The sequence below is a fragment of the Motiliproteus sp. SC1-56 genome (genome assembly GCF_017309075.1).
GTDB lineage: Bacteria > Pseudomonadota > Gammaproteobacteria > Pseudomonadales > Balneatricaceae > Motiliproteus.
In genome coordinates this window covers 1-23,746 of the sequence record NZ_JAEMGS010000006.1, presented here as the reverse complement: position 1 = coordinate 23,746, position 23,746 = coordinate 1, and the positions used below count along the sequence as shown (strand labels likewise).

Below are 23,746 nucleotides of genomic sequence, written 5' to 3'. Positions count from 1 at the left end.
CCGGCGCAATGCAATTGGCCGCTTTACTCCACCTGCTCGGCCGTCTGGATCACGACCGGGGTCTGGGGAACGTCGCGAAAGCCGGCGCGAACAGTGGTGGGGGTGGCTTCGATGGCGCGCACCACGTCCATGCCCTCTACCACCTTTCCGAACACCGCGTAGCCCCAGCCGCGGGGCGTTTGGGACTGAAAGTTAAGAAACTCGTTGTACTTGGTGTTGATGAAGAACTGCGAGCTGGCGCTGTGGGGGTCGCTGGTGCGGGCCATGGCCACGGTGCCCACTTCATTGGCCAGGCCGTTGTCGGCCTCGTTCTTGATCGGGGCGTTGGTTGCCTTGCGTGTCATGTCCTCGGTAAAGCCGCCGCCCTGGATCATGAAGTTGCTGATCACCCGGTGAAAGATCAGGCCGTCGTAGAAGCCGTTCTCGACGTAATCGAGAAAGTTCTTCACCGTCGCGGGTGCCTTTTGCGGGTAGAGCTCGAGAATGATGTCGCCTTTGCTGGTGTGCAGGGCGACCCGCGGGTTGGCTGGGCTGTCGGCTGAAGCCGGCTTATCGGCGGCCTTGAGAGCGGGGGAGAGGGACAGGCTCAAGGTAATAAGAAACAGGGTTAGGGTTTTGTTCACGCGATCCTCGCTGGCTTATTCGATTTGGGATGGAGTTTGGGGCTGCGGCAAATAGACTGCGCCGAGTACGATCACCGCCAGCCATGCAATTCCCGGGAGCTCATTTATTCCGGGCCGGTTTCGAGAGTATAATCGACCCCTTTCGCAATTCATCCTCCCCATTGTTTACAGAAGGCGCCATGAGCAGAAACGAATCCGCCTCCGCTTCCAATTTTATCGCCCAGATCATTGAAGACGATCTTCAGGCCGGCCGTCACACCGAAGTGGTGACCCGGTTTCCGCCCGAGCCGAACGGTTACCTGCACGTTGGTCACGCCAAGTCGATCTGCGTCAACTTCGGTCTGGCCGAGCAGTTCGGCGGTCGCTGCAACCTGCGTTTTGACGATACCAACCCCACCAAAGAAGAGCAGGAGTACGTGGACGCCATCAAGGCGGACGTACAGTGGCTCGGCTTCCAGTGGGACGGCGAGGTCCGCTACGCCTCGGACTATTTTGACCAGTTCTATGCCTGGGCCCAGGAGCTGATCCGCGCCGGCAAAGCCTACGTCTGTGACCTCAGCGCTGAAGAGGCGAGTGAGTACCGTGGCTGGGCGACCCAGCCGGGCAAACCCAGCCCTTACCGGGAGCGCCCGGTGGAGGAGAACCTGGACCTGCTGGAGCGGATGAAGAACGGCGAGTTCGACGAGGGCAGCCGGGTATTGCGGGCCAAGATCGACATGGCCAGCCCCAACATGAACCTGCGCGATCCCATCCTCTACCGTATTCGCAAGCAGCGTCATCACCAGACCGGTGACAAGTGGTGCATCTATCCAAGCTATGACTTCGCCCACGGCCAGGAAGACGCCATCGAAGGGGTGACCCACTCCATCTGCACCCTGGAGTTTGCCGATCACCGCCCCCTCTACGACTGGTTTATCGAGAACCTGTCGGTGCCGGCCAAGCCCAAGCAGTACGAATTCGGCCGCCTCAACCTCAACTACACGGTGACCAGCAAGCGCAAGCTCAAGCAGCTGGTGGATGACAAGGCCGTGGACGGCTGGGACGACCCCCGCATGCCCACCATCAGCGGCATGCGCCGCCGCGGTTTTACCCCGCAGGCGATCCGCAACTTCTGCAACGGGCTGCCGGTGGCCAAGTCCGACGGGGTGGTGGATATCGCCCAGCTCGAGTTCGCCATCCGCGACGATCTCGACAAGAGCGCCCCCCGCGCCATGTGCGTGCTGGACCCGATCAAGGTGGTCATCACCAACCTGGAGGCGGGCGTGGTAGAGAACATGACCGCCCCGGCGCATCCCAAGATGGATCTGGGGGAGCGCACGTTGCCCTTTACCCGTGAGCTCTATATTGACCGCGCCGACTTCAGCGAGGACACCAGTCTCTCCCGCAAGAAGTTCAAGCGCCTGGTGCTGGGGGATTACGTGCGCCTGCGCAGCGCCTACGTGATCAAGGCCGAGGAGGTCGTTCGCGACGAGGCCGGTGCCATCCAGGAGATCCGCGCCAGCCTGGTTCCCGGAACCGTGGGCGAGAACCCGCCCGAGTGTATCAAGCCCCGGGGCGTGATCCACTGGGTCTCCGCCAGTCATGGCAAGCGGGCGACGGTACGCATCTACGACCGGCTTTTTGCTCACCCCGCGCCGGACAAGGGCGAGGCCAACTTCATGCAGCACCTCAACCCCGGTTCACTGACGGTGCTGGACAACTGCTGGGTGGAGCCCGGTCTTGCCGAGGCAGCCCCCGAAGCGGGTTTTCAGTTCGAGCGTGAAGGTTACTTCGTGGCCGACCGTTATGACCACAGCGGTGAGCATCCCGTGTTCAACAAGACCATCGGCCTGCGTGATACCTGGGCGAACAAGTAAGCGGTAGATAAGAAGAGACGCGATGAGTTTGCAGATTTACAACAGCCTGACCCGAGAGAAAGCGCCCTTTAACCCCATCGAACCCGGCAAGATCCGCATGTACGTGTGCGGCATGACGGTCTACGACTACTGCCACCTGGGGCACGCCCGGGTGCTGGTGGCCTTCGACGTCATCACCCGTTACCTGCGCGCCGCCGGTTACGACGTGCACTACGTGCGCAACATCACCGACGTCGACGACAAGATCATCAAGCGGGCCAACGAGAACGGCGAAAGTTGCGACAGTCTGACGGCGCGCTTTATCGATGCCATGCACGAGGACGAGGCGCGCCTGGGCGTGCTGCCGCCCAGCGAGGAGCCCCGGGCCACCGCGCACATGGGGCAGATCATCGAGATGGTGCAGACCCTGATCGACAAGGGGTACGCCTATGCCGCCGATAACGGCGACGTCTACTACCGGGTGGCCAAGTTCGAAGGCTACGGCAAGCTGAGCAACCGAAACCTGGAAGAGATGCAGGCTGGGGCCCGGGTCGAGGTGAACGACCAGAAGGAGAACCCCTTCGATTTCGTGCTCTGGAAAGCGGCCAAGCCCGGCGAGGTGAGCTGGCCTTCCCCCTGGGGTGAAGGGCGCCCCGGCTGGCACATCGAGTGTTCGGCCATGTCCAAGTGCTGCCTGGGTGAGACCTTCGATATCCACGGTGGCGGGCCGGATCTGCCGTTCCCGCACCACGAGAACGAAATCGCCCAGTCCGAGGCCGCCAACGGCAAACCCTTCGTCAACACCTGGATGCATGCCGGCGCGGTGCGGGTGAACAAGGAGAAGATGTCCAAGTCCCTGGGTAACTTCTTCACCATTCGCGAAATCCTCGACAAGTACGACGCGGAGGTGGTGCGCTACTTCCTCACCATGGGGCATTACCGCAGCCAGATCGATTACTCCGAGGAGAGCCTGAAGGAAGCCCGGGGGGCGCTGGATCGCTTTTACCACGCGCTGCGCGGTCTTCCCGAAGTCGAGGAGGGGGAGCTCGGTAACGACGTCGAGCAGCGTTTTCACGCCGCCATGGCCGACGACTTCAACACCGCCGGTGCCCTGGCGGTATTGTTCGAGCAGGCCCGCGAGATCAATCGGATCAAAGCCGAAGACGTCACCGGAGCTGCTCGTCTGGCCGCCCAGCTTAAGCGTCTGGGCGGAATCCTGGGGCTATTGCAGCAGGACCCGGATGCCTACCTCAAGGGCGGCGCCGGCCAGGATGGCCCGCAGGCAGAGGAGATAGAGGCGCTGATCGTGCAGCGGGCCGAGGCCAAAAAAGCCCGCGATTTTGCCACCGCGGACCGCATCCGCGATGAGCTCAAAGCCCAGAGGATTATCCTGGACGACAGCCGCGAGGGGACTACCTGGCGGCGGGAGGGGTGATGGCCGTTGGGCCTGGAAGGCCGCTTCGGCGGCCATCTGGATGAGCCGGTTGGAAAGCTGCCAGGGCATGCACAAAAAGTGCTGCAAGGGGTTGCCAAACAGGGCGCTCTATTTATAATACGCACCACCTTTTAGGACTATAGCTCAGTTGGTTAGAGCGCTACCTTGACATGGTAGAGGTCGGCAGTTCGAATCTGCCTAGTCCTACCAAATTGAAAACAAAGAGCCCCGCCTAGTGCGGGGCTCTTTGTTTTATATGGTTGCACGCAGTGGGTGAGAACTGCTCCCGCTCGACAGATTTCGCCAGCAATTTGGGACGAGGCGGAAAGCGCCGAAGCCTCCTCAGGGTCGAAACGGCCTACAGGTCGCTTCGATCAATCTACTTCCCGGCTTACCGCATAGTCGCCCTGCGCGGCCTTTTTGTTTAACCAGGACGCCTTCACCCTCCCACACTGCCGACAAAAAACATCAGACCCAGCATTAATAGAAATAGAGAAAAAGAGATTAGACAGCGGCGGCGGTATGTTCGGCCTTGGACCGTTAATAGGCTCCGAAAAATAAGTAAATTAACAGGATTAAATAAAAACTTAACGCTGAAGAGACCAACGCCTGGCTTGCGTCCTGATTTAACCATCCGTAAAAAAAAGTAGACAGTACGGGCCGCGAGAAAAGGGACGAGTAACCAACTTAGACCGTAGGTCAAAAACAGGAGGCTGTAATAAAAAGCCCGTGATAGCGTCAGATCAACTTGATCTGATCCCGAAAAATAAGCGTAAAAAAAAAGCGCAACCGAAATTATAGCTGCAAAGGCGCAGCCGCTATAAAAAAAGAGCTTTTTAGGTTGTACCCTTGTTGTCAGCATTTGGTCTTTAAATACATTCCTATGCCCGGCTTAAAAGACATACGACCTGAGCTTGCTTTAATTTGTTGTTTTTATATTCAAGTCGTTATCAATGTTCATATTACGATTTTACTTGGCTTGATGTTATTCAGGAACTTGGTTGCTTTGCAGCCTGAGATAGGTTTTTTTTCCACTGAAGTAACTCAAGATTTTGCTTAGCCATTTTGTAGTATTTAGGGTTTAAATCGATAGCTTTCCTTAAGAAAGATTCAGCTTGAGGAAGCTGGTCGTTGATAATGCAGATGTACCCCAAGTCATTATACGCTTGCGCTTTGCTGGAAACTTGCTCCAACGCATTGAGCGACTCCATATATCTATTTTCTCTGGCATAAAGCAACCCAAGGTTTCTCCATGCCATTGCATAGTTGTTGTCCAAAGCAATCGATTTTTTAAATGACATTTCGGCTGCGCGAAGATTTCCTGATAAGTAATATGAGTAGCCTATGTTGTTATATATCGAAGGGTTGTCTGCTGTTTTGTTTAGAACTTTTGTATAGTACGTCAAGGCCTGCTGATGATCGCTTTTTAAATCCGATATGATTCCCATTAGGGTATAGGATGAGACAGGGAATGCGACTTCTTTTATTTCGGATGGTGTCTTGTTAATGTAGGTGTTAATGGCCTTGTTAGCATGGTATTTAGCTTGGGCTATGTTGTTCTGCTTCAAAAAGAGTAAGGCGATGTTTTCCAAGGCAGAAATGCTTTTCGGATCTATTTTTAAGGCTTCACCATAGGCAAGTTGGGCGACATTATGGTTTTTCATTTTTTTATGAACATTCCCGATGCTCACATAAATGCCCGGGTTTTTAGCGTCCAAGTCAAGCGCGCGTACGTACTCAAATAGTGCTCTGTTAAAGTCAGAAGCAGCGTAGGCGTTATTTCCGTTGGTGATGGCTTCTTCGACTGACTTAGGCTGAGGTAATCCGAGAAAGGGCAGCGACGTAGATTTCTCAATAAAAGTGTTATCGTCTGATGGCCTAGAGGGCGCCGGTGCCATGGTATTGCATCCGGTCAAGGCCAGGGCAATGCCCATAAATATAAATAATTTTGTTATATTTGTTCCATAATCCCCGATGGATCCTGTAACTGTGTTTTTGTTTTTTTCTTTGGGCAGGAAGGTCATGTTAAATCCTCGGGCTAACAGTATCATTTAGAAAAGGCTTCAAAAACTTGCAAAATAGCAGGCCCGACGGCGATGATGAAAAAGCCTGGCCAAAGACAGGTAACCATTGGAAAAATCATCTTGGTCGATATTTTGCCAGCTTGTTCTTCCGCACGCTGCATCCGCTTATCTCTAAACTCCTCTGAATAGATTCTCAAGGTGTCGGCAATGCTGGTTCCGAATCGAATACTTTGTTCCAAGTTGGTGATTAGTCCTCGGATCTCCTCAAGTCCTGTTCTTTTAACCAGATTCTGGAACGCTTCTTGGCGGCTTAACCCTGCTCTTATCTCTACATTAACGGTGGCCATCTCTTCACTGAGTTCCGGACAGCTGACCTCCACTTTCTCTGCCACACGTTGAAATGCTGATGTTAAAGACAGCCCCGACTCTACACAAACGACGAGCAAATCTAGGGCGTCTGGAAAACCGTTCCTAATTATCCGCTGTCTGTGCGTCAGCAGTTTTTTGAGTATGAAGTTTGGCAGCATAAAGCCCGCTATAAAAAGGGAAGTAACTATGAAAAGGGTTTGCTCAGGTGTGATCTTAAGGCTTAATTTAGAGATCAGTAACCCTATAAAAATAAATGTTAGTGAAAGGAGGATCTTGGAAGCATAGTAAAAAGAGACGCTCTCTTTTTTACGGTATCCAGCCATGATCAACGTTTCACGAGTCTTATCCCTGTCAGACTGTTTGTTGGGAATAAGCCCGCTTAAAAAGGTCAGGAATCCGCCTACCCCGTTGCTGTCCGCAGCAGGTGTGGATGGACTTCTGTCTCCCTCGTTTAACTCCTTCAACCGCCGTCTGGAAGGGCTTGTCAGCCCGTTAACAATAAGATAAATGGCGGCCATCAGCGACAACATCGAAATAAAAGCCAGGACGCTGAAGACCATTCTCGCCTGGTCAGGTCCACTGGTCTGGCTGGATATGAGGGCAAAAATATAATCAAACATGTTAAACCTCTATCCTTAACAGCTTGCGCATCCAGTAAACCCCGACAACCATGGCGATCATTCCGTACATGATAAGGTTTCTTCCATCTGCACTCTGCGTGAGGATGGTCAGGTAATCGGGTGTCGTGAGCCAGATCATGCCGAAGAGAGCGAATGGCACCAGCGTCAGGACCATCGCCGACACACGTCCCTCGGCGGTCAGCGTCTTCACCTTTCGGTGAAATTTAAACCGTCCGCGTATAACGGTACTGATCTTCATCAATACTTCAGCCAGGTTTCCGCCGCTGTCTTTATGGATCAGTATCGAGGAGACAAACGCGATCAGCGTCACACTGGGCACCCGCTCGAGCAGCCCCGCCAGTGCCCAGTTGATATCGTTGCCATAGTTAAGGTCGGCATAGGTCAAGGAAAATTCCTTGGCAATGGGGTCGGGGAACTCCTGGGCGACGATTTGAATACATTTATTAAACGGGTGCCCCGCTTGTAACGACCGGGTCATCAGGTCCAGGGCTTCCGGGAACTGCTCTTCGAATTTTTCAATCCGTTTACGGCAGTCATGTAGCAGTTTGACGAAAGGGACCACCAGCAATAACAGCCCCGCTGTAACCGCCGCCCAGATCAAGTTGGTTAACATCCAGATAATGGAGGCTGCCGCTGCGGCAAATAAGAAACTCCGAAGGACAAAGCGATACGCCAACTGCTGATGGCCGGCTTGCTCTATGAGCCTGGCTAAACGTTCGAGTAAGGGTAGAGATTCCAGTTGTTTTTCAATCGGCGATAATTGCTTCAGATATTTTTGTCGGATGATCGACTGGGCCGGCTGGTAATCGGGATTTGCAGTAATGCTTTCGAGTCTTTTCTTAAGCCGTTTCTGTACCTTCTTTCTTTCGCCAAATACAGGAACAGTAACGCCGATCATCAAGACGAATACCGCAAAAGCGACAGCCGACAAGAATACCAAGGTGCCGTTATACATGGGACTCTCTCCGCTCTTCGGAAAAGACTTCGATCGGTAGGTCTATGCCATGCTGTTTCAGGGCAGGGTAGAAACTGGGGACGATACCCGTCGCCATAAACTCGCCCATTACCTTGCCGTTTTCGTCAATACCCTGGCGCTGGAATCGGAAAATTTCGGACATGGTGATGATGTCCCCTTCCATTCCATTGATTTCCTGAACGCTGACTAGGCGTCTTTTACCATCCTGTTGTCGTTGAACCTGGATAATCACATGGATGGCTGAGGCGATTTGAGAGCGCAGCGCCTTGACCGAAAAATTGATTCCGGTCATCGCGATCATGTTTTCAATTCTGGACAGGGCATCTCTTGGGGCGTTAGCGTGAATCGTGGAAAGCGAACCGTCGTGCCCGGTGTTCATCGCCTGAAGCATGTCCAGTGCTTCCGCCCCCCTGACTTCGCCAAGGACTATCCTGTCCGGGCGCATTCTTAAGCTGTTGCGGACCAGGTCACGCTGGCTGATCTCACCTTTGTTTTCGACGTTGGCAGGACGTGATTCCAGCCTGACGGTATGGGGTTGTTGCAGTTGCAATTCGGCTGAGTCTTCGATGGTGATGATGCGGTCTGAATCGGGGATGCAAGCCGAAAGGATATTGAGAAGCGTGGTCTTACCGGAGCCCGTGCCCCCGGATATAACTACGTTGAGTCGGGCTTTGATAATCGCGTCCAGAACCGGCGCCAGAAAGTCGGGTACTGTTCCGAGCTTGATCAGGTTCTCCATGCTAAGCCTTTCGACGGCGAAACGGCGAATCGATAACACGGGCCCGTCGATGGCCAGCGGTGGAATAATGACATTAACCCTCGAACCGTCCTCCAGCCGGGCATCAACAAGGGGTGATGACTCATCAATGCGTCGGCCGACGCGTGAAACGATACGATCGATGATATTGGTCAGGTGCCGGTCTGAGGTGAAGCGCAACGGGCAGCGCTCAAGCTTCCCTTTTCGTTCCAGATAAATGCTATTGGTGCCATTGACCAAAATGTCGGAGATCGTTTTATCCGCCAGTAACGGCTCGAGAGGGCCGAGACCAATGATTTCATGTTCGATGTGCTGAATGATCTTTTGGCGGTCTTGGTAACTGAACCGGACCTCCTGTTTCTCCATCAGTTGCTTACAGATTGACTGAATCTGCTGGCGTGTTTCTTCGGGACTGATATGGTCGAGTAATGTCAGATCTAGGATCTTCATCAGCTCACCATAAATTCTCTCCTTGCACTCTTCTGCGGCCGCAGACAGAAGTGAATACCGGGTTTCAGGCTCCGGTTGGTCGACCGGCAGGGTAGGCACGGGTTCTTCAATGAGCCGGTTGTCGGGGGTTTTGGTCCTGGTAAACATGGATCTAAGCTCCCTTGAGGCGGGTAACGAATCGGGCAATGGCGCCGGGCCGGTTCATTGAGTGACCGCCGAGGTGGGTTTCGAGCTTCATCAGCGCTTTAGTGATTGCGGCACCCTTGGATACGCTGTACAGGGGTTTGGCGCTCTGTATACTCTCGGAAACCTCTTTGTACGCGTTTGGTAGGGTGATATCGGGGCTATGCTGGAGCGCATGTTCCATGTCCTTGAGGGATATCTCGGACTTGGGTTGATAGCGGTTGACGACCACCTTGATTCGGCTTTTTTCGATGCTCAGGTCGCGCTTGAGAAAGCCCATAAGCCGTACCCCGTCATGCAGGCTGGTGAGGTTCTGCTGCACGACGATAACCACCTGGTCCGAGCGCTCCAGAACATTGGTCGCTAGCAGGTCTATATGCCGTGGCAGATCGATAAACAGGTGGTCACGGTTCGCTCTGATTAGGTTTATCAGCTTGCCGAGCTTATCCGGAGCCAGGTCCGCGACCATTTCCAAGTGCTCCGCTTTGCTTCCCAGCACCTGTAATCCACTATCGCATTTGATAAAGAAACCGTTCAGCGCCATTTCATCGAGCTCTTCCACCCGCTCGACGGCTTCGAGAATTCCGTGTTTCGGGGTTAAACCGAGGTAGTAGGGCAGGCCTCCGAATTGAATATCCAGATCGACCAAGGCTACGTTCAGCTTGGAAACCTGGGCCATGATGTGGGCCACGTTAGTCGCTATCAGGCTGGATCCAGAGCCCCCTTTCGCATTGATGAAGGTGGTCAGGGTTGCCGTAGTTTCCTGGCCCTGGTCAAGGCATTCGGGTATCAGCCGATTGACGGACTCCAGCAGCGCGTCTGTTTCATAAGGTTCGATGAAGAAGTCACGGGCTCCCGCCTGCATGGCGGCTCGGAGCATCTGTGCATCATCCTGTTCCGGCATCAGCAAAATGAAAGGGACACACTGGGGGGAACGGTTCTTGAGCGCCTCCAGCTCTTCGCGCCAGGCGGCTCCTGCCCGGAAAATCAATATGTCCGGCAGCTGCTCCAAGCCATACAGCGGGTCGCAATGGCCGTTGCAGATCAGGCGGGGGAAAAGCGCCAGCCCCTCTATGCCGGCTGCTGCGTTCATAATACGATCGAGGTCTTGCTGCTGACGGCTGGCAACCAACACATTGACTGTCTGGTTCTTAGGATGTGCCCGAGTCAGTTGCTTGTACTGTTGCGATGATTGCAAAGGCATGATGTTTCTTCTCAGCAGGGTGGGGACGTAAATCCGAATGGAGCCACACCCAGACTTTCACTGGGAAGCGTGGCACTGAAGTCGGGCGCGGTAACCGAGAGATCAACCAATGGAATCAAGAACCGGAAGCTGAAGTTGCTGATTACCACGCGGACGTAGCGTATGGCGGTAAAGTTGGCGACTGGATCCTCGATAACAGGCGCTCCGCTTTCGGGCAGATATTCCACTTTCACCGAGGTGTCGGTGGCATTAAGTCCGGCCACAAAGCTGCCTCCGAAGGTCACCGCTCGCTGGATGGCGTCCGTGCTGGGCACCGGACACACTGCCGCCAGCCTGGCACCTCTCCTGACGCCTTCATCGAGCAGGTTCCAGACAAAGAGGGCGCGACCCACCTCCAGCACGGCGAATAGCAACATAAAGAACACGCTGCTCACGATCGCCATTTCGACGCTATGCATGCCTGCTTGACGGCGCCGGGTCTGGGGCTGGGTTAACATTGGCTCCACCTCATAACGCTCGCATGACCATGCTGCTGCGCAGCGGGAAGTTCAGTGAGATCGGTGCGCCATAACCAAACGTCGGCAGGGTGATATCCCAGATCGGCGTAAAGTTGTAGACCACATCCACTCGTATATGCGTGGGACTGGCTACGGTCACGGCGACGTCGCTGGTACTCAGACCGCTTAGCAGCGGGGTACCGGTCCCGGCCACGTTGCCGTAGACAATCAGCTTGCGTGTCCGGTCTGCGTTGGCTCCGACCGTTTCGTTGAGTTCGATCTCTCCGGTTGACCCCTTGATGGCCACGGAAGCCAGGTAGCGTGCGCCGTCGCGCTGGGCCTGAGTCAAGATGTTGTATTGATAAAGCACCCGCCCTAATTCGGCGACCGCCAGCACCAGCAGCAGCAGCAGGGGCAGCACCAGCGTCATCTCGACCACGGCAATCCCTTGTTGCCGCTTTGCGGTTACGGAATGGCTGTTGTGTAACCGGTTCATCAGGAGTCACCGCTGGCAGAATCTTTATACAGAATCAGTCGCGTCGGGCCTGTTCCTGTGTCGGTGGGGTTTTGCACGAAACTGCCAAAGTTCGAGCAATCCTCCACGAACTGGCCGAACAGTTGCGACTCATCACCCTTTTGGGTGACCTTCTGGATCATGAAGAAACAACCGAAACCAAACACCTCGACAGGCTTGCGGCCAGCCGTAGTGCCATCGCACTTGCCGATGGGGAGGGTCAGCATGCGCCGGTAGGGGGTACCGTTTGGGTCATATGTGCAGCCTATCCTGGAACAGGATTCACTTTTTACATCGGCGTCATACTCCTTATAGGCGTATATGTTGGCGGGCACGGGGGTGCCGCTTGCGTCATAGGCGACGATGTCGCCCGAGGCGTCGGCGCCATCGATGATGTTACCGGCCCCATCGACCATGTACTCACTACCGTCCGCCCCGGTTACGAGCTCAACCAGGGGGGTTTCATAATAGGTGATCACGTCCGGCTTATAGACGCTGGCGTCCAAGGGGCCGGAAGGGTCACCGATGCGCATATTGAACCCCTGCACTGTGGGGCCGACTTTTACCCCGGGTTCACTGAGTACCTCCGTATTGGCGACGGGATCATCACTGACCTTAATGCAGCCTTCAAACCCGCCGGCCGCATCTTCGCGGTATTCAGCGCCACCGGTGCCGTCGGTTACGAGGATTTGAGCATTACCCGGTCCCATGGTCGTCGCATCGCCGGCGCCCAGTTTCAACACCTCCAGTTCGCCAGGCCGGTAGCCATAATAGGAACCATCCGTGGGCGACTCTTCTCCGCAGGCCATGATCGGCGCCACATCGCAGGCCTCGGCTTGCAGCACCGGGCTTTCGCCGGCCACGGCGCTGGCCCTGACCTCTTTGTCGGTAAAGCCGACGATCTGGCTCAGCCATACCGGCAACGGAAAGCTGTTCACCGTGACACGAACGAAGGCGGGGTCAGTCAGCGTGGCGTCGGGGGCAAAGGGATGGATGCTGTCCGAGTATTCGACAACGATGCTGATATCACCCGCCGCGTAAGCGTCGGCCAGTTCCTGGTTGCCGGTTGACTCGGCATTTAAGGCGAAGGTGGCGATGGCATCAGCCCGGGCGGTACTGACATCTTCGCCCAGGCTTAAACTCTTTGCGGCGCTGAGTGCAGCGGCGTCGACGGTATTCTGCAGCCGCGTTTTATTGAGCAGCATATGGCCGCCATCCAGTGCCAGGCCGCCCATTGCCAGTAACGCCACCATGCCGATGGCGGTAACGGCCACGATATTGCCGCGCTGTTTAGCGTGTAGGCGCCGGCACCGTTTAATTGCCGATGTTGACATGGATCTCATTATTAATCTCAACCGGCTTGGCGACGTTGGTACGGAAGTGCCGCATCACCTCTTCCGCTTGCTGGCCGTTCAATGTGGTTTTTCTGGAAGCCGCAACCGTTGCCGGCGGGGGTTCGGTCTGCAGCCTGACCAGGTTCTGCACCGATGCACCGGCGGGGGGAAGCGTCCCCGTCGACGAGCAGCCACTGAGAGTCAGGAATAAGAACGTGGCTAGACTGGTGTTAACGTGTGAGAAAGACATGGCGGGTCCTGCCTGCTGTTTTATTGGATGCTGTGACCAAACCGGCTTTCGCTGCCGCCCTTGGTGCCGGCAGGGGTTATAACCTGCGCTTGTTCGGCTGTTCTGGCTTTACCGTGGTTTTTCCCCAGCAAGTAGAATTCCATGTCGCTGGGCTCGAGGTGATTATCAGTAGGCAGACTCAGCTCGGTCCGGGCGACCGGCTTGGCCAACTCGGGAGTGACCAGTATGACCAGCTCGGTGGTGTTCTTTTTATACTCCTGACTTCGGAACAGGTGACCCAGAATCGGCAGGTCGCCAAGGCCGGGGAATTTTTCGACAAGATCACGGCTGTTTTCATTGATCAGCCCTGCAATGCCGATGCTCTGGCCGCTCGCCAGTTCCACCGTGGTGTGAGCGCTGCGCTTGGTCAGCGCGGGAACCACAAACACGCCGTTGGAATTGTTGGGCGACAGATTCAGGCCACTGGCCGAAACCAGTTCGCTGACGCTGATGTTCACCTTGAGATTGATGCGGCCGGAGTCGAGCACCACCGGAACAAACTTCAGGCCAACCCCGAACTCTTTGAACTCGATGGTGGTCGTGCCATCATCCCCGGGCACGGGGATCGGGAACTCTCCTCCCGATAGAAACTGGGCTTCCTGGCCCGAAAGCGTGGTCAGAGTGGGTTCGGCTAGGATCGAGGCGGTTCCGTTGTTTTTGGCCGCGTCGATAGCGACGTTGAACAGGAAATCATTGCTGAGAAAACTGCCGAACAGCCCCTTGTCGGTAATGCCCATGCCCGAGGGGGCAAATTCGTCGACCATAGGCCCGGCTATGGCGCCATCCATGAATACCGGGGTTCTCAGGCCATCCGTTCCAAAGATAGCATCAGGAAAAGTGGCGCCCCCGTTTACGGCCCCAAACTGCCAGTTGCCGCTGGGACCGAAGGCATTGAATTTAATCCCTAGGCGCTTTAACACATCACGGTTCATCTCGGCGACCGTCACCTTGAGCATCACCTGCTGGCCGCCGCCGACGCTGAGCAGGTTTATCACCTCGCCGGTCTGTTCTTTCTCGACCCGCTTGGCCTGCTGGGCAAAACTGGTGGCCAGCTGCAGCGCGGTGTCCAGGGCCGTCAGGCTGGAAACTTCGCCGCTGAGCACGATGGCGCCCTGGGAGCTGTTGACCGCGATATCTTCACCGGGCAGCAAGCGGTGCAGTTTGGCTTTTAAACTGTTGAGGTCGTGGGTGACTTCAACGTCCAGGCTACTCACCAGCCTATTGTTCTTGTCCCACAGCAGGACGTTGGTGGTCCCCAGCCCCTTGCCCAGCAGGTAGAGTTGCTGGGCCCGCATGATCAACAGGTCGGCGACTTCCGGGTTGCCGACCGAGACCTTGGCCACTGGAGAATCGAGATTGATGATTCTGGATTTGTAGATGGGAACGTTGATTTCCCGCGTGTCGCCGTTGAACGAAGCAGATGCGGCTGAAGGTTGTTGGGCGAGGATAAGCGGGGGGAACGCCAGCAGTGACCAGAGGAGACAAAGCAGCGTCGTCCTGATTCTTATGGCTGGGTGGTATTTTTGAAACTGCTGCGTCATCTCGGATTCCTCATGCCGCTGGATTCGCCGGTTAGTTTGCGTTCAGCTCGGTTCTGGGTTCTACAAAGAGACCTTGGACTTATTCACCTCGACTCCACGAATCACCGTCACCGAACTGGGATGGACGTGGGGCACCCGTGGACGTGGTTTGGCTTTGGGCGCGGGTGCGGGCTTCGTGACGACGGCGATTTCCTCATCCAGCGGGTTCCTGAGCGCCAGCTGGATGCGGCCCTCCTCTTTCGCCTTCATTAATACTTCTGCATGCTGCGGTGTGACCTCCAGGGTCACGGCACGGACGATGACCGGGTCGTCCTGATCGTTTCGGGCTTTCTGGTCGATCGCCAGAACCTTGATATCCTTGAGCACCGTTTCGCTGACCACGCGCTGCTTCACTTTTCGCGAGGCGAGAATGTCCACTCGGTTGCCCGGCAGCAGAAACCCGGCCACGCCGATCACGTCATCGACGCGGACAGTGACGGCGCGCATATTGGGCTCGATCAGGGACGCCAGAGTACTTCCCTCGAGGTGAGCGGTGATTCGCTTGGCATGGACGATTTCGTCGCTGAGCATCTCCTGGCTGGCGACCTTGCCCTCAACCTCTTCTATCTGCGTCACGGCGCCGGGAGGGACGCCCTTGGGATCCAGGTGGACGAGCTTGACATGATGGCTCTCAATCTTCTGGCCGTAGGGAATGTCCACCGCGGCGAGCACCACCGGTACCCGGTCGTCGGCGGCCAGGGTCGGTTGCTGGTTGGCCAGCCAGTTGTTGGCCACCAGTGCTGCGCCGCCCGCCATGGCGAGCGACAGCACTAATAACAGTGTGGTTCTGCCCTTGATCATTTTGGTCTCCTCAATACCTCGGTTCCGGTATCGGTCGATTAGTCAACTGCCGCATTCATCTGTACGAAATAGGTTTCCCATGCCCAGGTCATCAGCGCGGGTGTCAGCTCACCGCCCTGGTCCAGATACCGCAATCGGTCGCAAGCGATGCCGATCAGGTCGCGAGGGTGGCAGGGGCACATGGGAATCTGCCGGGGGCCGTGCAGATTGTCGATGACGTAGTCCGCCTGGCTGGCGTCGTAGGTCAGGCCTCGCTCGTCACAAACCTGCTGCCAGATCTGCCGGTACTCGTCGGCGTTGATATGGTCGAAATGGATCTTGTAACCGATTCGGCGCAGGAAGGCCTCGTCCGCCAGCTCGCGGGGATCGATGTTGGAGGAGAACACCAGCACCTGGTCGAACGGAGTTTGGAAATGGCGACCGGCCCCCAGACTGAGATAGTCGTGTTTGTCTTCCAGGGGCACGATCCAGCGGTTGAAGATCTGCATTGGCGAGGCGTGCTGGCGCCCCATATCATCGATGATGAACATGCCGCTGTTGGCCTTGAGCTGCAGCGGTGCCCGGTATTCACGGGTCACCGGGTCGTAGAAGACCTCCAGCATATCCAGCGTCAGCTCGCCGCCGGTCACGACCACCGGGCGCCGGCAGCGGCAGAAGCGCGGGTCCTCCCCCTCGGCCAGCAGCCAGGGCTGTTCCCCGGGCGCTGTCTGGCTGTCGATCCGGTGGTGGATCAGCGGATCGAACACCTGCACCACCTGGTCGTTGACGTAGAGCGCGTAGGGAATCAGGCAGCTGTCGCCGAACAGGCGGTTCAGGCGTTGACTGAGAAAGGTCTTGCCGGTGCCCGCCGGCCCGTAGATAAAGATCGAACGGCCCGAAATCACCGCCGGGCCCAGCTGGTCCAGAATCTCCGGGCGCACGACGACACCGGAGAAGGCGCGGTTGATGCCGGCCCGGGTCACGTGGCTGTGGTGGATCGACTGGCCCGCCACCACCCGGCGGTAATGTTCCAGGGGAACTGGGGCGGGGCCAACATAGCCTCTTTGAGCGAAAGCGACCTGTGCCGCCTGACGTCCCCGGTCCGTGAGGCCGAAGCGAAGCTGCCGGCTGTCGGCCTGTTGGCCCAGCACCTCGACCAGCGCCTCCTGGCGCAGCAGGTGCAACAGCGATTCGACCAGGGTGCCGCTCAGGGCGCTCTTTTCGGCCAGCTGGCGGATGCTCGACACCCCCGACTGGTACAGGTGTTTGGCGATCAACTCGGTCAGGAACGCCTGGTCCAGCCCCGTGTCGGCGAGGGTCTGCGGCCGGGGGGCCAGGTCATATGTGTGGGGTTTACCAGCGTCACCTTCCAGTTTGGCCTGGGAGGCTGTCTGGGAACCGTGGCTGCCGCCGGCCAGGGTGATATCCGTCAGCGCATCCATCAGACCGTGCCTCCCTGGCCGAGCATCGTCAACAGACCGGCATAAAAACCGGGCGAGGTGTAATAGACAAAGCCGAACAGGCCGGCGGCGATGGCGACCCCGAACGGAAACCGCTCCGCCGCCACCTCGTCCTCCTGGGGCGGAATATAAAGCCAGCTACCGCTGACCCGGAGGGTATTCAACATCTGACCGTAGCGGCGCAGGTAACTGCCCACCCCGCCTTTGACGATCAGGTAACCGACGCCGATGACGCTGGCGGCGGCCAGGCAAAAGACCAGGGCGATCCAGACCTGCTGTGGCCCCAGGAAGGCGCCGATGGCGGCCATCAGTTTGACGTCACCGGCGCCGAGCCCCTTGGTTAGGTAAAACGGCATCAGGACCAGCAGGGCGAGGGCGAAGCCGGCCAGCCCCAGCCCCAGACCGGCCAGGCCGAAATAGTGGTAGCGCAACGGTAGCGCCACCAGCAGCCCCCAGAGCACCAACGCGTTCGGAATTCGCCGCTGGGCCAGATCGAACAGCGCCGCCAGCACCACTAGACCTAGTATGCAGACGATCAGCGCGGTGGGTAAGTGATTCGGGTGCAGCATCAGTCTGGCCTTGAGGTTCGATGAGTATTAATAATTCACTACCGGGGGTATCGTTCGTACCCCCGGTAGTTTCTTTCTATACCCCGGTAATAGCAGTAGTAAGGCGTCCGAGTTCGGTCACGACAGCATCGCCCAAGGCTGTAAAGGCAGCGACAGAGCCCGCCACAATCAAGCTCCCAGCCACGGCGTACTCCACCGTCTCCAGCCCTTCTTCGTCCCGCAGAAATTTCAGTACCGCTTGTTTCAGATCGGTCATGATCCCTTCCTCATTGTTGTGTTTTAGGCAATGGCCGGGGTGAAACGCAGGTTCCGCCCTGACTCTGGGTAAACTATAGAGGGGGTAAAAAAGACGGTTGGTGTTATCTTGCGTTCGAGTATGACGATCTTGCTGTCACCGTATCCGGACGGTTTGTCGGGAAGGCGTAAGGGTATGAGGCGTTAAGCGGATGCGCGATCAAGGCCGCTGCAGAATGACGGACGCATGCAGAGACACGGGCGGTTTAACAAAATTGTTCAAATGTTTTTTCGTCACGGATGTCATATCCCACCACTATATAATAAATAGTTTAATTAGAGATTGTTGTTTTAATGCTTTCAAACGACTGTTTTAAAAGCTTTTGTTTTTGACCTGTCGTGAAACCTGCAATAGTCTTAATCCATGCGTGGTTTTTCTGGTTCGACAAAAACCTGTTGAGTCATGTTTTCCTGTGAAGGCAGGCATCGATCGATATCGGAGCGATAGGGCTAAGAAATATTTTAGGAGCAGTAAGTACAGGGAGTAGTATGGGAAAGCCGAAGATGTTCTGGGTGGATCTCAGGTGCGAGCGAACGACGGCGTCTAGCCGGGTGCTTTTCAGCGATTTGTTTACGATCCGTTCTGAGCGGCGGGGGGTAACGAAACCCGTGGCCAACAGGATCACAGGGGCGGGGGAGCGACGGAAACGCCAAGATAAGTTGGGGCTGGGGCCGGTTGCGTCGAGGCCGGATCTATGTTGCTTTGAGTTCGATTACCCTGATCTTTTAGGCCTGAAATTTCTCAAGGAGGTTCGACAACTCTACCCGACGCTGCCGATACTGATGCTGACCGAATATCGCTCAGAAGATCTGGCCCTTTGGGCGTTAAGGCTCCATGTCTGGGATCTTTTGGTTAGCCCCATCACCGCGGCTCAGGTGGCGGACGTGGCCCAAGCCGTCACAGCGGTCAAGCGTGATGGCGAGGGGCTGAGCAACTTGCTGCATCGGGTGAATACTAATTGCCTGGTTCCTGAGGCGTTGCGCTTGCAGCCAGCCCCGGCTGATTCGCACTCCATGAGGCTGGCTTTGTCATTTATCAACAATAACTTGCGCGAGAAAATCACTACGGGTCAGGTTGCTGAGGTATGCGGGCTTGGCCCCTTCACCTTTAGTAGAGCCTTCAAAAAGTCGATGGGAGTGACATTCCAAGAGTATCTGCAGCAACAACGCATCGGGGAAGCGATGCGGTTGCTGCAACATCCTTCGGCATCGATCAGCGATGTGGCGCTTCTCGCTGGTTTCCGGGATTTTTCCTATTTTTCCAAGGTTTTTAAACGGATTGTGGGCTGTTCACCTACAGAGTTCCGGGGCAGCAGCCGGGGCGAGGCTCGGGATTGCCTCAGCCCCAGCCTCTGCTCGGGTCTTTTTGCTGAGTAGCTGATGACCCGGTTGACATGGTAGAGGTCGGCAGTTCGACAAAGGGCGTCAGCCTTTTGAGACGAGGCGCGTAGCGCCGAAGCCCGTAAGGGGCGTAGCGGCCTGCGGGCCGCTACGATCCATCTGCCGCTACCAAACCAACGCACGCTCACCGGCGGCAGTGCGGGGCGTTCTTGTTTCAACCCAGGACGCGGCGGCGAGAACTGCCGTCAGTTCGACAAAGGGTGTCGCTCTCCTGCTATGAGGCGCCTGGCCTCGAAGCCTGAAGGTGCCGTTAATACGCCCCCGCGCTGTAAACCAGCTCGTAGCTGTGGCTGTAAATCTCCACGATGTTGCCAAAGGGGTCCTCCATGTAAATCATGCGGTAGGGCTTCTCCCCCGGGTAGTAGTAGCGGGGCTTCTCCATCCGTTTCTTGCCCCCTGCCGCCACGATGCGATCGGCCAATCCCTCGACGTCCGGGTCCTGCACGCAGAAGTGGAAGACGCCGGTTTTCCAGTATTCAAAATTGTCTTCGGGATTGGTCTGGTTCTTGAACTGGAACAGCTCCACCCCAATCCGGTCGCCGGTGGCCAGGTGGGCAATGCGAATGTGCTCCCAACCAGGCCCGAACACGTCGGTGCACATTTCGCCAATGGCGCTATCATCCTCCTCAATATCCGTGGGCTTCATGATCAGGTACCAGCCCATTACCTGGGTGTAGAACTCGACCGCTTTTTCCAGGTCCGGAACGGAGATGCCGATGTGGGAAAAGGTTCTCGGGTATGCATTGCTCATTGCCAGTCCTCCTGCACGGGCGGTCATGGCAGGTTAGCAACCCCACGGGATTTGGTGAAAGTGCGATTTGTTATTAAAAGAGGCCTGCTAGGGAATGAGCATGACCGAGGCGTTTTAGCGAGGCCCGCGCTTTCCCAAGCAGGCGGCGCCGTTGGGCGTTGAGAGGCGAGGGCGAAGGAACTCCCTTTCCTTGCCCGTTGCGCCGGATCAGGCAGCGGCGCCCAGGGTGACCGATGCGCCGCAGAGGCTTTTTGCAATCCGCGCGGTGACGAAGCGGGATGCGGTATAGCTGCACCACGCCAGCGCGCGGATGAACGCTTCCTGGTGTTTGAACCGGTAGCGGGTCTGCCAGATCAACGCCTCGTCAAGCTGGTAGGGGGCCTTGGCCAGTAGCAGGGCGAATTTGGCCAGGGTGCGCGTATCGTCCGCAAGCCCGGCCGTTTCATCCTCAACCCAGCTGCGACTCATGGGCATGGCGTTGCCATCCCAGGCTTTCAGCTGCTGCATCACCCGTTGTCGAACGGCGTCGGGTACCTGCGGCGCGGCTTCATTTTCGATAACGGCATGCCAGCCGGTCAGGGTGCGGGCGATGCGGGGATTGGGTGTTGCCCACTGCATATCCTCCGGCAGCGTCGCTTTGGGCAACAGCGCTGCGGCCGATCCCGGCGTCAGGGGGTGTCGGTGGGTCGCGGCCAGCTCATCGCCGAAACGGCGCAAGGCCCAGGCCTTGATGGCGGCGAGCCCAAAGGGGGCGCTCACCGGCGAGCCGGCCATCACCACGTGGCTGAAGCGGTTGATATCCCCCATCGCCATGAGTGAACCGAGTGCTTCGGGCAACTGCTCGTTGGTGAAGGGGACGCGTTCCGGGGCGGTGGCGCCGGGAGTACCCACCGCTTTCACCCAGGCCAGCCGTTCCTGCAGCAACCCGTCTTCGATCTGCTCTTCCTGGCATTGGAAGATCCGCATCGCCGCGTCTTTCTGCTTGCCGGCGTGGACCAGGCTCACCAGCATGTCGCCGCAGTAGGGGCAGTCGTTGACGGTTGATAGGGTGGCGGCCATCGCCTCCTTGGTGGTGCGATCCAGGCGGTCATCCACCAGGATCGTCTCGCGACCGGCGGCCCAGATCGCGGCGAGCAGTTCCGGTACCCGCGAGCGGCTGGTCAGCGACCCGTTGATAAAAAAATCCTGCTCGATCTGGGCGTAAACAGTCGCCACCAGCCCCGTTGCCTCGGCGCGTGGCACCGTATCCACACAGCGCAGGGTCTTGCGGGACAGGCTGTCGAACAGGTGCAGGCGGATGTTTCTCGGTAACAGACTCATGACTCAATCCTCCGATCAATCGACTTAGCGCCGGGTAGCGATCACTTCCAGGAATTCGCCGCCGGTGATGGTCAGAATGCCATTATCGACGCTGCTGTTGGCCTCGTAGATGGCGGTCAGTGCGCGCCGCAAGAAGGCTTGCTGTTCCCTGTTGCGGCCTTCAAAGGCCCGCTTGACCGGGCCGAAACAGGTCCGGAACAGGTGCAGCAGTTCCTCGGCGTCGAACGGGTAGCACCACCGCGGGAAGAGGCGCCGAGTGAGCTGGATGTCGGTAAAGTCCTCCTGCAGCCGCTCGATGACCGCCTCTTCTGCGCCCCACAGAACCGGCGGAACGGTGCCGGGTGCGGGGGGGATTACGTCCGCCACCGCCTTAAACATCTGTGCCGGCATGCTGGTTGGGGTCCAGTTGGCCATGATCAGGCGGCCTCCGGGCTTGAGTACCCGGGCGAACTCGCGCACCACCTGCGCCGGCCGGGGCGCGAACATGGCGCCAAACATCGAGATGAGGGTGTCGTAGCTCCGTTCCTGATAGGGAAGGCGTTCGGCATCGCCCACGTCAAAACGGGCGGTCAGCGCTTCATTTCTGGCACGCCCGCGGGCCGCCTCCACCAGGTTTTCGGCCAGATCAAGCCCGGTGACCTCGGCCCCTATTCTGGCGGCAGGGATGGCGGTCTGGCCGGCGCCGCACCCCACATCGAGCACCTGGGTGCCGGGCTCGATACGCCAATTTTGCAGCACTTCGATGGCGCCCTCCTGCATATACGCGGCAAAGCGGGCGTAGTCCCCGTCTTCCCAGGTGGCCTTGTGCTGAGCCTTGATGCGTTCGGCTGAAACGGTCTGGTCGATAAGGGGCGAAACTTGAGTGTTCATGGCTTGCCTCGTTGGTGTTGTTGGTGGAGGTGTTGCCATTGTTGCGCTGCTGGATTTTGCGCTCTAGTACAAAATTTGTACTCCTTTTTTGCTGCGCTGCTTTCTTTTTATCTACAAAAAAGCCCATTTATACAGCGGGTTGCACGATTTGTGCTGAAAGTGGCCAAGGCTCGTATCTGAGGGGAGCCGGATATCAGGTACAGAATCTGGACTTGCCGGGGCCCGGCGGGAGGGACTAATTTGATAGCGAGCCGAGCGGGGAAAGAGACATGAAAGGGTATGGACAGTTCTGCCCCATCGCCAAGGCCTCGGAAGTGCTCGGGGAGCGCTGGACTCACTTGGTGGTTCGCGAGCTGGGGGCGGGCAGTGAAACCTTTAACGACCTGCGCCGCGGCCTGCCGCTGATCTCCCCCTCGCTGCTCTCCACCCGGTTGAAGACGCTGGAGCGGGCCGGTGTCGCCGAACGCTGCGAAGAGGAAGGGGGCGTGCGCTACCACCTGACCGACGCCGGCCAGGATCTGTTGCCGATCATCATGCAGTTGGGCACCTGGGGCCACCGTTGGGTGCGCAGTGACCTCTCCGCTGAGGACCTGGACCCTTCCTTGCTGGTCTGGGATATCCACCGTACCATCGATACCGCCTTCTTCAAGGCCGAGCGCACGGTGATCCAGATCGAATTTACCGACTATACCTCCAAGTTCCGCCACTGGTGGCTGGTGATCACCGATGACGTGGACGTCTGCCTGAAAGACCAGGGCTACGAGGTGGACCTGAAGATCAGCAGCGACCTGAAAACCCTGACCGCAGTCTGGATGGGGGATACCACGATTATGAATGCCATCCGTGAGCATGCCCTGGAGGTAGAGGGCTCACCCCACCTCAAGAAGAATATTGCCGTGTGGCTTGGCGGCAGCTTTTATGCCGATGTAAAGCCGGCTCGCTAGTGTTTCTTGTCTAGGAACGGTCGGTAGCCGAGCGCGCGAACGGTAGCCGGAGTCCTGCCCCCCAAGTATCTACGTTACCTGTGGTTGGGTAATTGTTGTCAGCTTTGTTTACAGCCCCATGCGGTGGCGCACGCAAGCATCTGAAAAAAAATAAAAGGTCTGGAATTTGCCTGCATCATAACTAATAGGATGACCGGCGAGATCCCCGCCGTGCGAGTCGGGGGCAGATGTTACAACGTCGGCTTGCCAAGGCAATCGGTGCTGTCGCGTCAGGTCTTGTAAGGGGCACGCAGTCTAAGGGGGTTAAGGATATGAAATTGAGCAGGGCTGCGCCGCTACTCGGTATATTGACGGTATTGCCCTGCCTCGCGCAGGAATTCACCCTGCATGAGAATGATTATCCGAAGGGCGGTGACGACTACTCGCCGTATGTTGGTCAGCATTTCCCCCAGAACGTCTATTTCGGTGATACCCACCTGCATACGTCCTGGTCGGCGGACGCCGGACTGGCCGGCGCAACCCTAGCCCGCATTTTTCATGAACCTTCGGCTGGGCGTCGGATTTTGGTGATTCGGGCTTGATGGCCCTATTTGGCGGCTTTCTGGGCCAATATTGGCCCATTTTCAGCCCTGCAGACACAGCGCCC

The 23,746-nt window shown here is 57.2% G+C and carries 23 protein-coding genes and 1 tRNA gene; 6 read left to right on the top strand and 18 right to left on the bottom strand.

What is annotated here, in order from left to right:
• Nucleotides 1-23: 23 nt before the first annotated feature.
• Entirely contained in the window at nucleotides 24-623 is a 600-nt protein-coding gene (locus JGZ97_RS07925; RefSeq protein WP_370584029.1) for a peptidylprolyl isomerase, read from the bottom strand.
• 179 nt (nucleotides 624-802) lie between these two features.
• On the opposite strand from JGZ97_RS07925, the gene JGZ97_RS07920 reads away from it, so the two are divergent.
• From JGZ97_RS07920 to JGZ97_RS07910, 3 genes are all read left to right on the top strand, one after another.
• The gene (locus tag JGZ97_RS07920) at nucleotides 803-2,479 is read left to right on the top strand and encodes a glutamine--tRNA ligase/YqeY domain fusion protein (protein ID WP_207062081.1); all 1,677 of its coding nucleotides are present in this window, start codon (nucleotides 803-805) and stop codon (nucleotides 2,477-2,479) included.
• A gap of 28 nt (nucleotides 2,480-2,507) precedes the next feature.
• Entirely contained in the window at nucleotides 2,508-3,893 is a 1,386-nt protein-coding gene (cysS, locus tag JGZ97_RS07915) for a cysteine--tRNA ligase (RefSeq protein ID WP_207062259.1), read from the top strand.
• Between the two features lie 133 nt (nucleotides 3,894-4,026).
• Nucleotides 4,027-4,103, top strand: a tRNA-Val gene (locus JGZ97_RS07910).
• A gap of 779 nt (nucleotides 4,104-4,882) precedes the next feature.
• Here JGZ97_RS07910 and JGZ97_RS07905 read toward each other — a convergent pair.
• From JGZ97_RS07905 to JGZ97_RS07840, 14 genes are all read right to left on the bottom strand, one after another.
• Nucleotides 4,883-5,917 carry a lipopolysaccharide assembly protein LapB gene (locus JGZ97_RS07905; protein WP_207062080.1) on the bottom strand — a complete coding sequence of 345 codons (1,035 nt, stop codon included), beginning with the start codon at nucleotides 5,915-5,917 and terminating at the stop codon, nucleotides 4,883-4,885.
• Nucleotides 5,918-5,940: 23 nt separating this feature from the next.
• The gene (locus JGZ97_RS07900; protein WP_207062079.1) at nucleotides 5,941-6,906 is read right to left on the bottom strand and encodes a type II secretion system F family protein; all 966 of its coding nucleotides are present in this window, start codon (nucleotides 6,904-6,906) and stop codon (nucleotides 5,941-5,943) included.
• Between the two features lies 1 nt (nucleotide 6,907).
• A complete protein-coding gene (locus JGZ97_RS07895) occupies nucleotides 6,908-7,882 on the bottom strand; it encodes a type II secretion system F family protein (RefSeq protein ID WP_207062078.1) in 975 nt (324 codons plus the stop codon).
• Nucleotides 7,875-9,257 (bottom strand): CpaF family protein, encoded by a 1,383-nt coding sequence (locus JGZ97_RS07890; RefSeq protein WP_207062077.1) that lies wholly within the window; start codon nucleotides 9,255-9,257, stop codon nucleotides 7,875-7,877. The genes JGZ97_RS07895 and JGZ97_RS07890 overlap by 8 nt, the downstream gene beginning before the upstream one ends.
• Before the next feature lie 4 nt (nucleotides 9,258-9,261).
• Nucleotides 9,262-10,497, bottom strand: a complete 1,236-nt coding sequence (locus JGZ97_RS07885; protein ID WP_207062076.1) for an AAA family ATPase — start codon at nucleotides 10,495-10,497, stop codon at nucleotides 9,262-9,264.
• An 11-nt stretch (nucleotides 10,498-10,508) separates the two neighbouring features.
• Nucleotides 10,509-10,994 carry a TadE/TadG family type IV pilus assembly protein gene (locus JGZ97_RS07880; RefSeq protein WP_207062075.1) on the bottom strand — a complete coding sequence of 162 codons (486 nt, stop codon included), beginning with the start codon at nucleotides 10,992-10,994 and terminating at the stop codon, nucleotides 10,509-10,511.
• Nucleotides 10,995-11,004: 10 nt separating this feature from the next.
• Nucleotides 11,005-11,490: a TadE/TadG family type IV pilus assembly protein gene (locus JGZ97_RS07875; RefSeq protein ID WP_207062074.1), complete on the bottom strand. Its 486-nt coding sequence runs from the start codon at nucleotides 11,488-11,490 to the stop codon at nucleotides 11,005-11,007.
• The gene (locus tag JGZ97_RS07870; RefSeq protein WP_207062073.1) at nucleotides 11,490-12,782 is read right to left on the bottom strand and encodes a Tad domain-containing protein; all 1,293 of its coding nucleotides are present in this window, start codon (nucleotides 12,780-12,782) and stop codon (nucleotides 11,490-11,492) included. Before JGZ97_RS07870 ends, JGZ97_RS07875 begins: the two co-directional genes overlap by 1 nt.
• Nucleotides 12,783-12,822: 40 nt before the next feature.
• Nucleotides 12,823-12,993, bottom strand: a complete 171-nt coding sequence (locus tag JGZ97_RS07865; protein WP_207062072.1) for a hypothetical protein — start codon at nucleotides 12,991-12,993, stop codon at nucleotides 12,823-12,825.
• 119 nt (nucleotides 12,994-13,112) lie between these two features.
• Entirely contained in the window at nucleotides 13,113-14,672 is a 1,560-nt protein-coding gene (locus JGZ97_RS07860; protein ID WP_207062071.1) for a type II and III secretion system protein family protein, read from the bottom strand.
• A 60-nt stretch (nucleotides 14,673-14,732) separates the two neighbouring features.
• Entirely contained in the window at nucleotides 14,733-15,482 is a 750-nt protein-coding gene (cpaB, locus tag JGZ97_RS07855; RefSeq protein WP_370584028.1) for a Flp pilus assembly protein CpaB, read from the bottom strand.
• Between the two features lie 68 nt (nucleotides 15,483-15,550).
• Nucleotides 15,551-16,933 carry an AAA family ATPase gene (locus tag JGZ97_RS07850; protein ID WP_207062069.1) on the bottom strand — a complete coding sequence of 461 codons (1,383 nt, stop codon included), beginning with the start codon at nucleotides 16,931-16,933 and terminating at the stop codon, nucleotides 15,551-15,553.
• A complete protein-coding gene (locus JGZ97_RS07845) occupies nucleotides 16,933-17,520 on the bottom strand; it encodes a prepilin peptidase (protein ID WP_207062068.1) in 588 nt (195 codons plus the stop codon). Before JGZ97_RS07845 ends, JGZ97_RS07850 begins: the two co-directional genes overlap by 1 nt.
• Nucleotides 17,521-17,596: 76 nt before the next feature.
• On the bottom strand, nucleotides 17,597-17,776 hold the full coding sequence (locus JGZ97_RS07840) for a Flp family type IVb pilin (RefSeq protein ID WP_207062067.1): 180 nt from the start codon (nucleotides 17,774-17,776) through the stop codon (nucleotides 17,597-17,599).
• Between the two features lie 527 nt (nucleotides 17,777-18,303).
• Between JGZ97_RS07840 and JGZ97_RS07835 the strand changes: the two genes are divergently transcribed.
• A complete protein-coding gene (locus JGZ97_RS07835) occupies nucleotides 18,304-19,191 on the top strand; it encodes a response regulator transcription factor (RefSeq protein WP_207062066.1) in 888 nt (295 codons plus the stop codon).
• A 274-nt stretch (nucleotides 19,192-19,465) separates the two neighbouring features.
• Here the strand turns inward: JGZ97_RS07835 and JGZ97_RS07830 are convergent, their stop codons facing one another.
• The 3 genes from JGZ97_RS07830 to JGZ97_RS07820 all read right to left on the bottom strand — a co-directional run bounded on the left by JGZ97_RS07830 (nucleotide 19,466) and on the right by JGZ97_RS07820 (nucleotide 22,156).
• Nucleotides 19,466-19,966 carry a lactoylglutathione lyase family protein gene (locus JGZ97_RS07830; protein ID WP_207062065.1) on the bottom strand — a complete coding sequence of 167 codons (501 nt, stop codon included), beginning with the start codon at nucleotides 19,964-19,966 and terminating at the stop codon, nucleotides 19,466-19,468.
• 207 nt (nucleotides 19,967-20,173) lie between these two features.
• Entirely contained in the window at nucleotides 20,174-21,286 is a 1,113-nt protein-coding gene (locus JGZ97_RS07825) for a hypothetical protein (RefSeq protein ID WP_207062064.1), read from the bottom strand.
• Nucleotides 21,287-21,310: 24 nt separating this feature from the next.
• Nucleotides 21,311-22,156 carry a class I SAM-dependent methyltransferase gene (locus JGZ97_RS07820; protein WP_207062063.1) on the bottom strand — a complete coding sequence of 282 codons (846 nt, stop codon included), beginning with the start codon at nucleotides 22,154-22,156 and terminating at the stop codon, nucleotides 21,311-21,313.
• A gap of 269 nt (nucleotides 22,157-22,425) precedes the next feature.
• Here JGZ97_RS07820 and JGZ97_RS07815 point away from each other — a divergent pair, with 269 nt between their 5' ends.
• Complete coding sequence (locus JGZ97_RS07815) at nucleotides 22,426-23,100, top strand: helix-turn-helix domain-containing protein (RefSeq protein WP_207062062.1); 675 nt, start codon at nucleotides 22,426-22,428, stop codon at nucleotides 23,098-23,100.
• A gap of 311 nt (nucleotides 23,101-23,411) precedes the next feature.
• Complete coding sequence (locus JGZ97_RS07810) at nucleotides 23,412-23,681, top strand: DUF3604 domain-containing protein (RefSeq protein WP_207062061.1); 270 nt, start codon at nucleotides 23,412-23,414, stop codon at nucleotides 23,679-23,681.
• The last annotated feature ends 65 nt before the right edge of the window (nucleotides 23,682-23,746 follow it).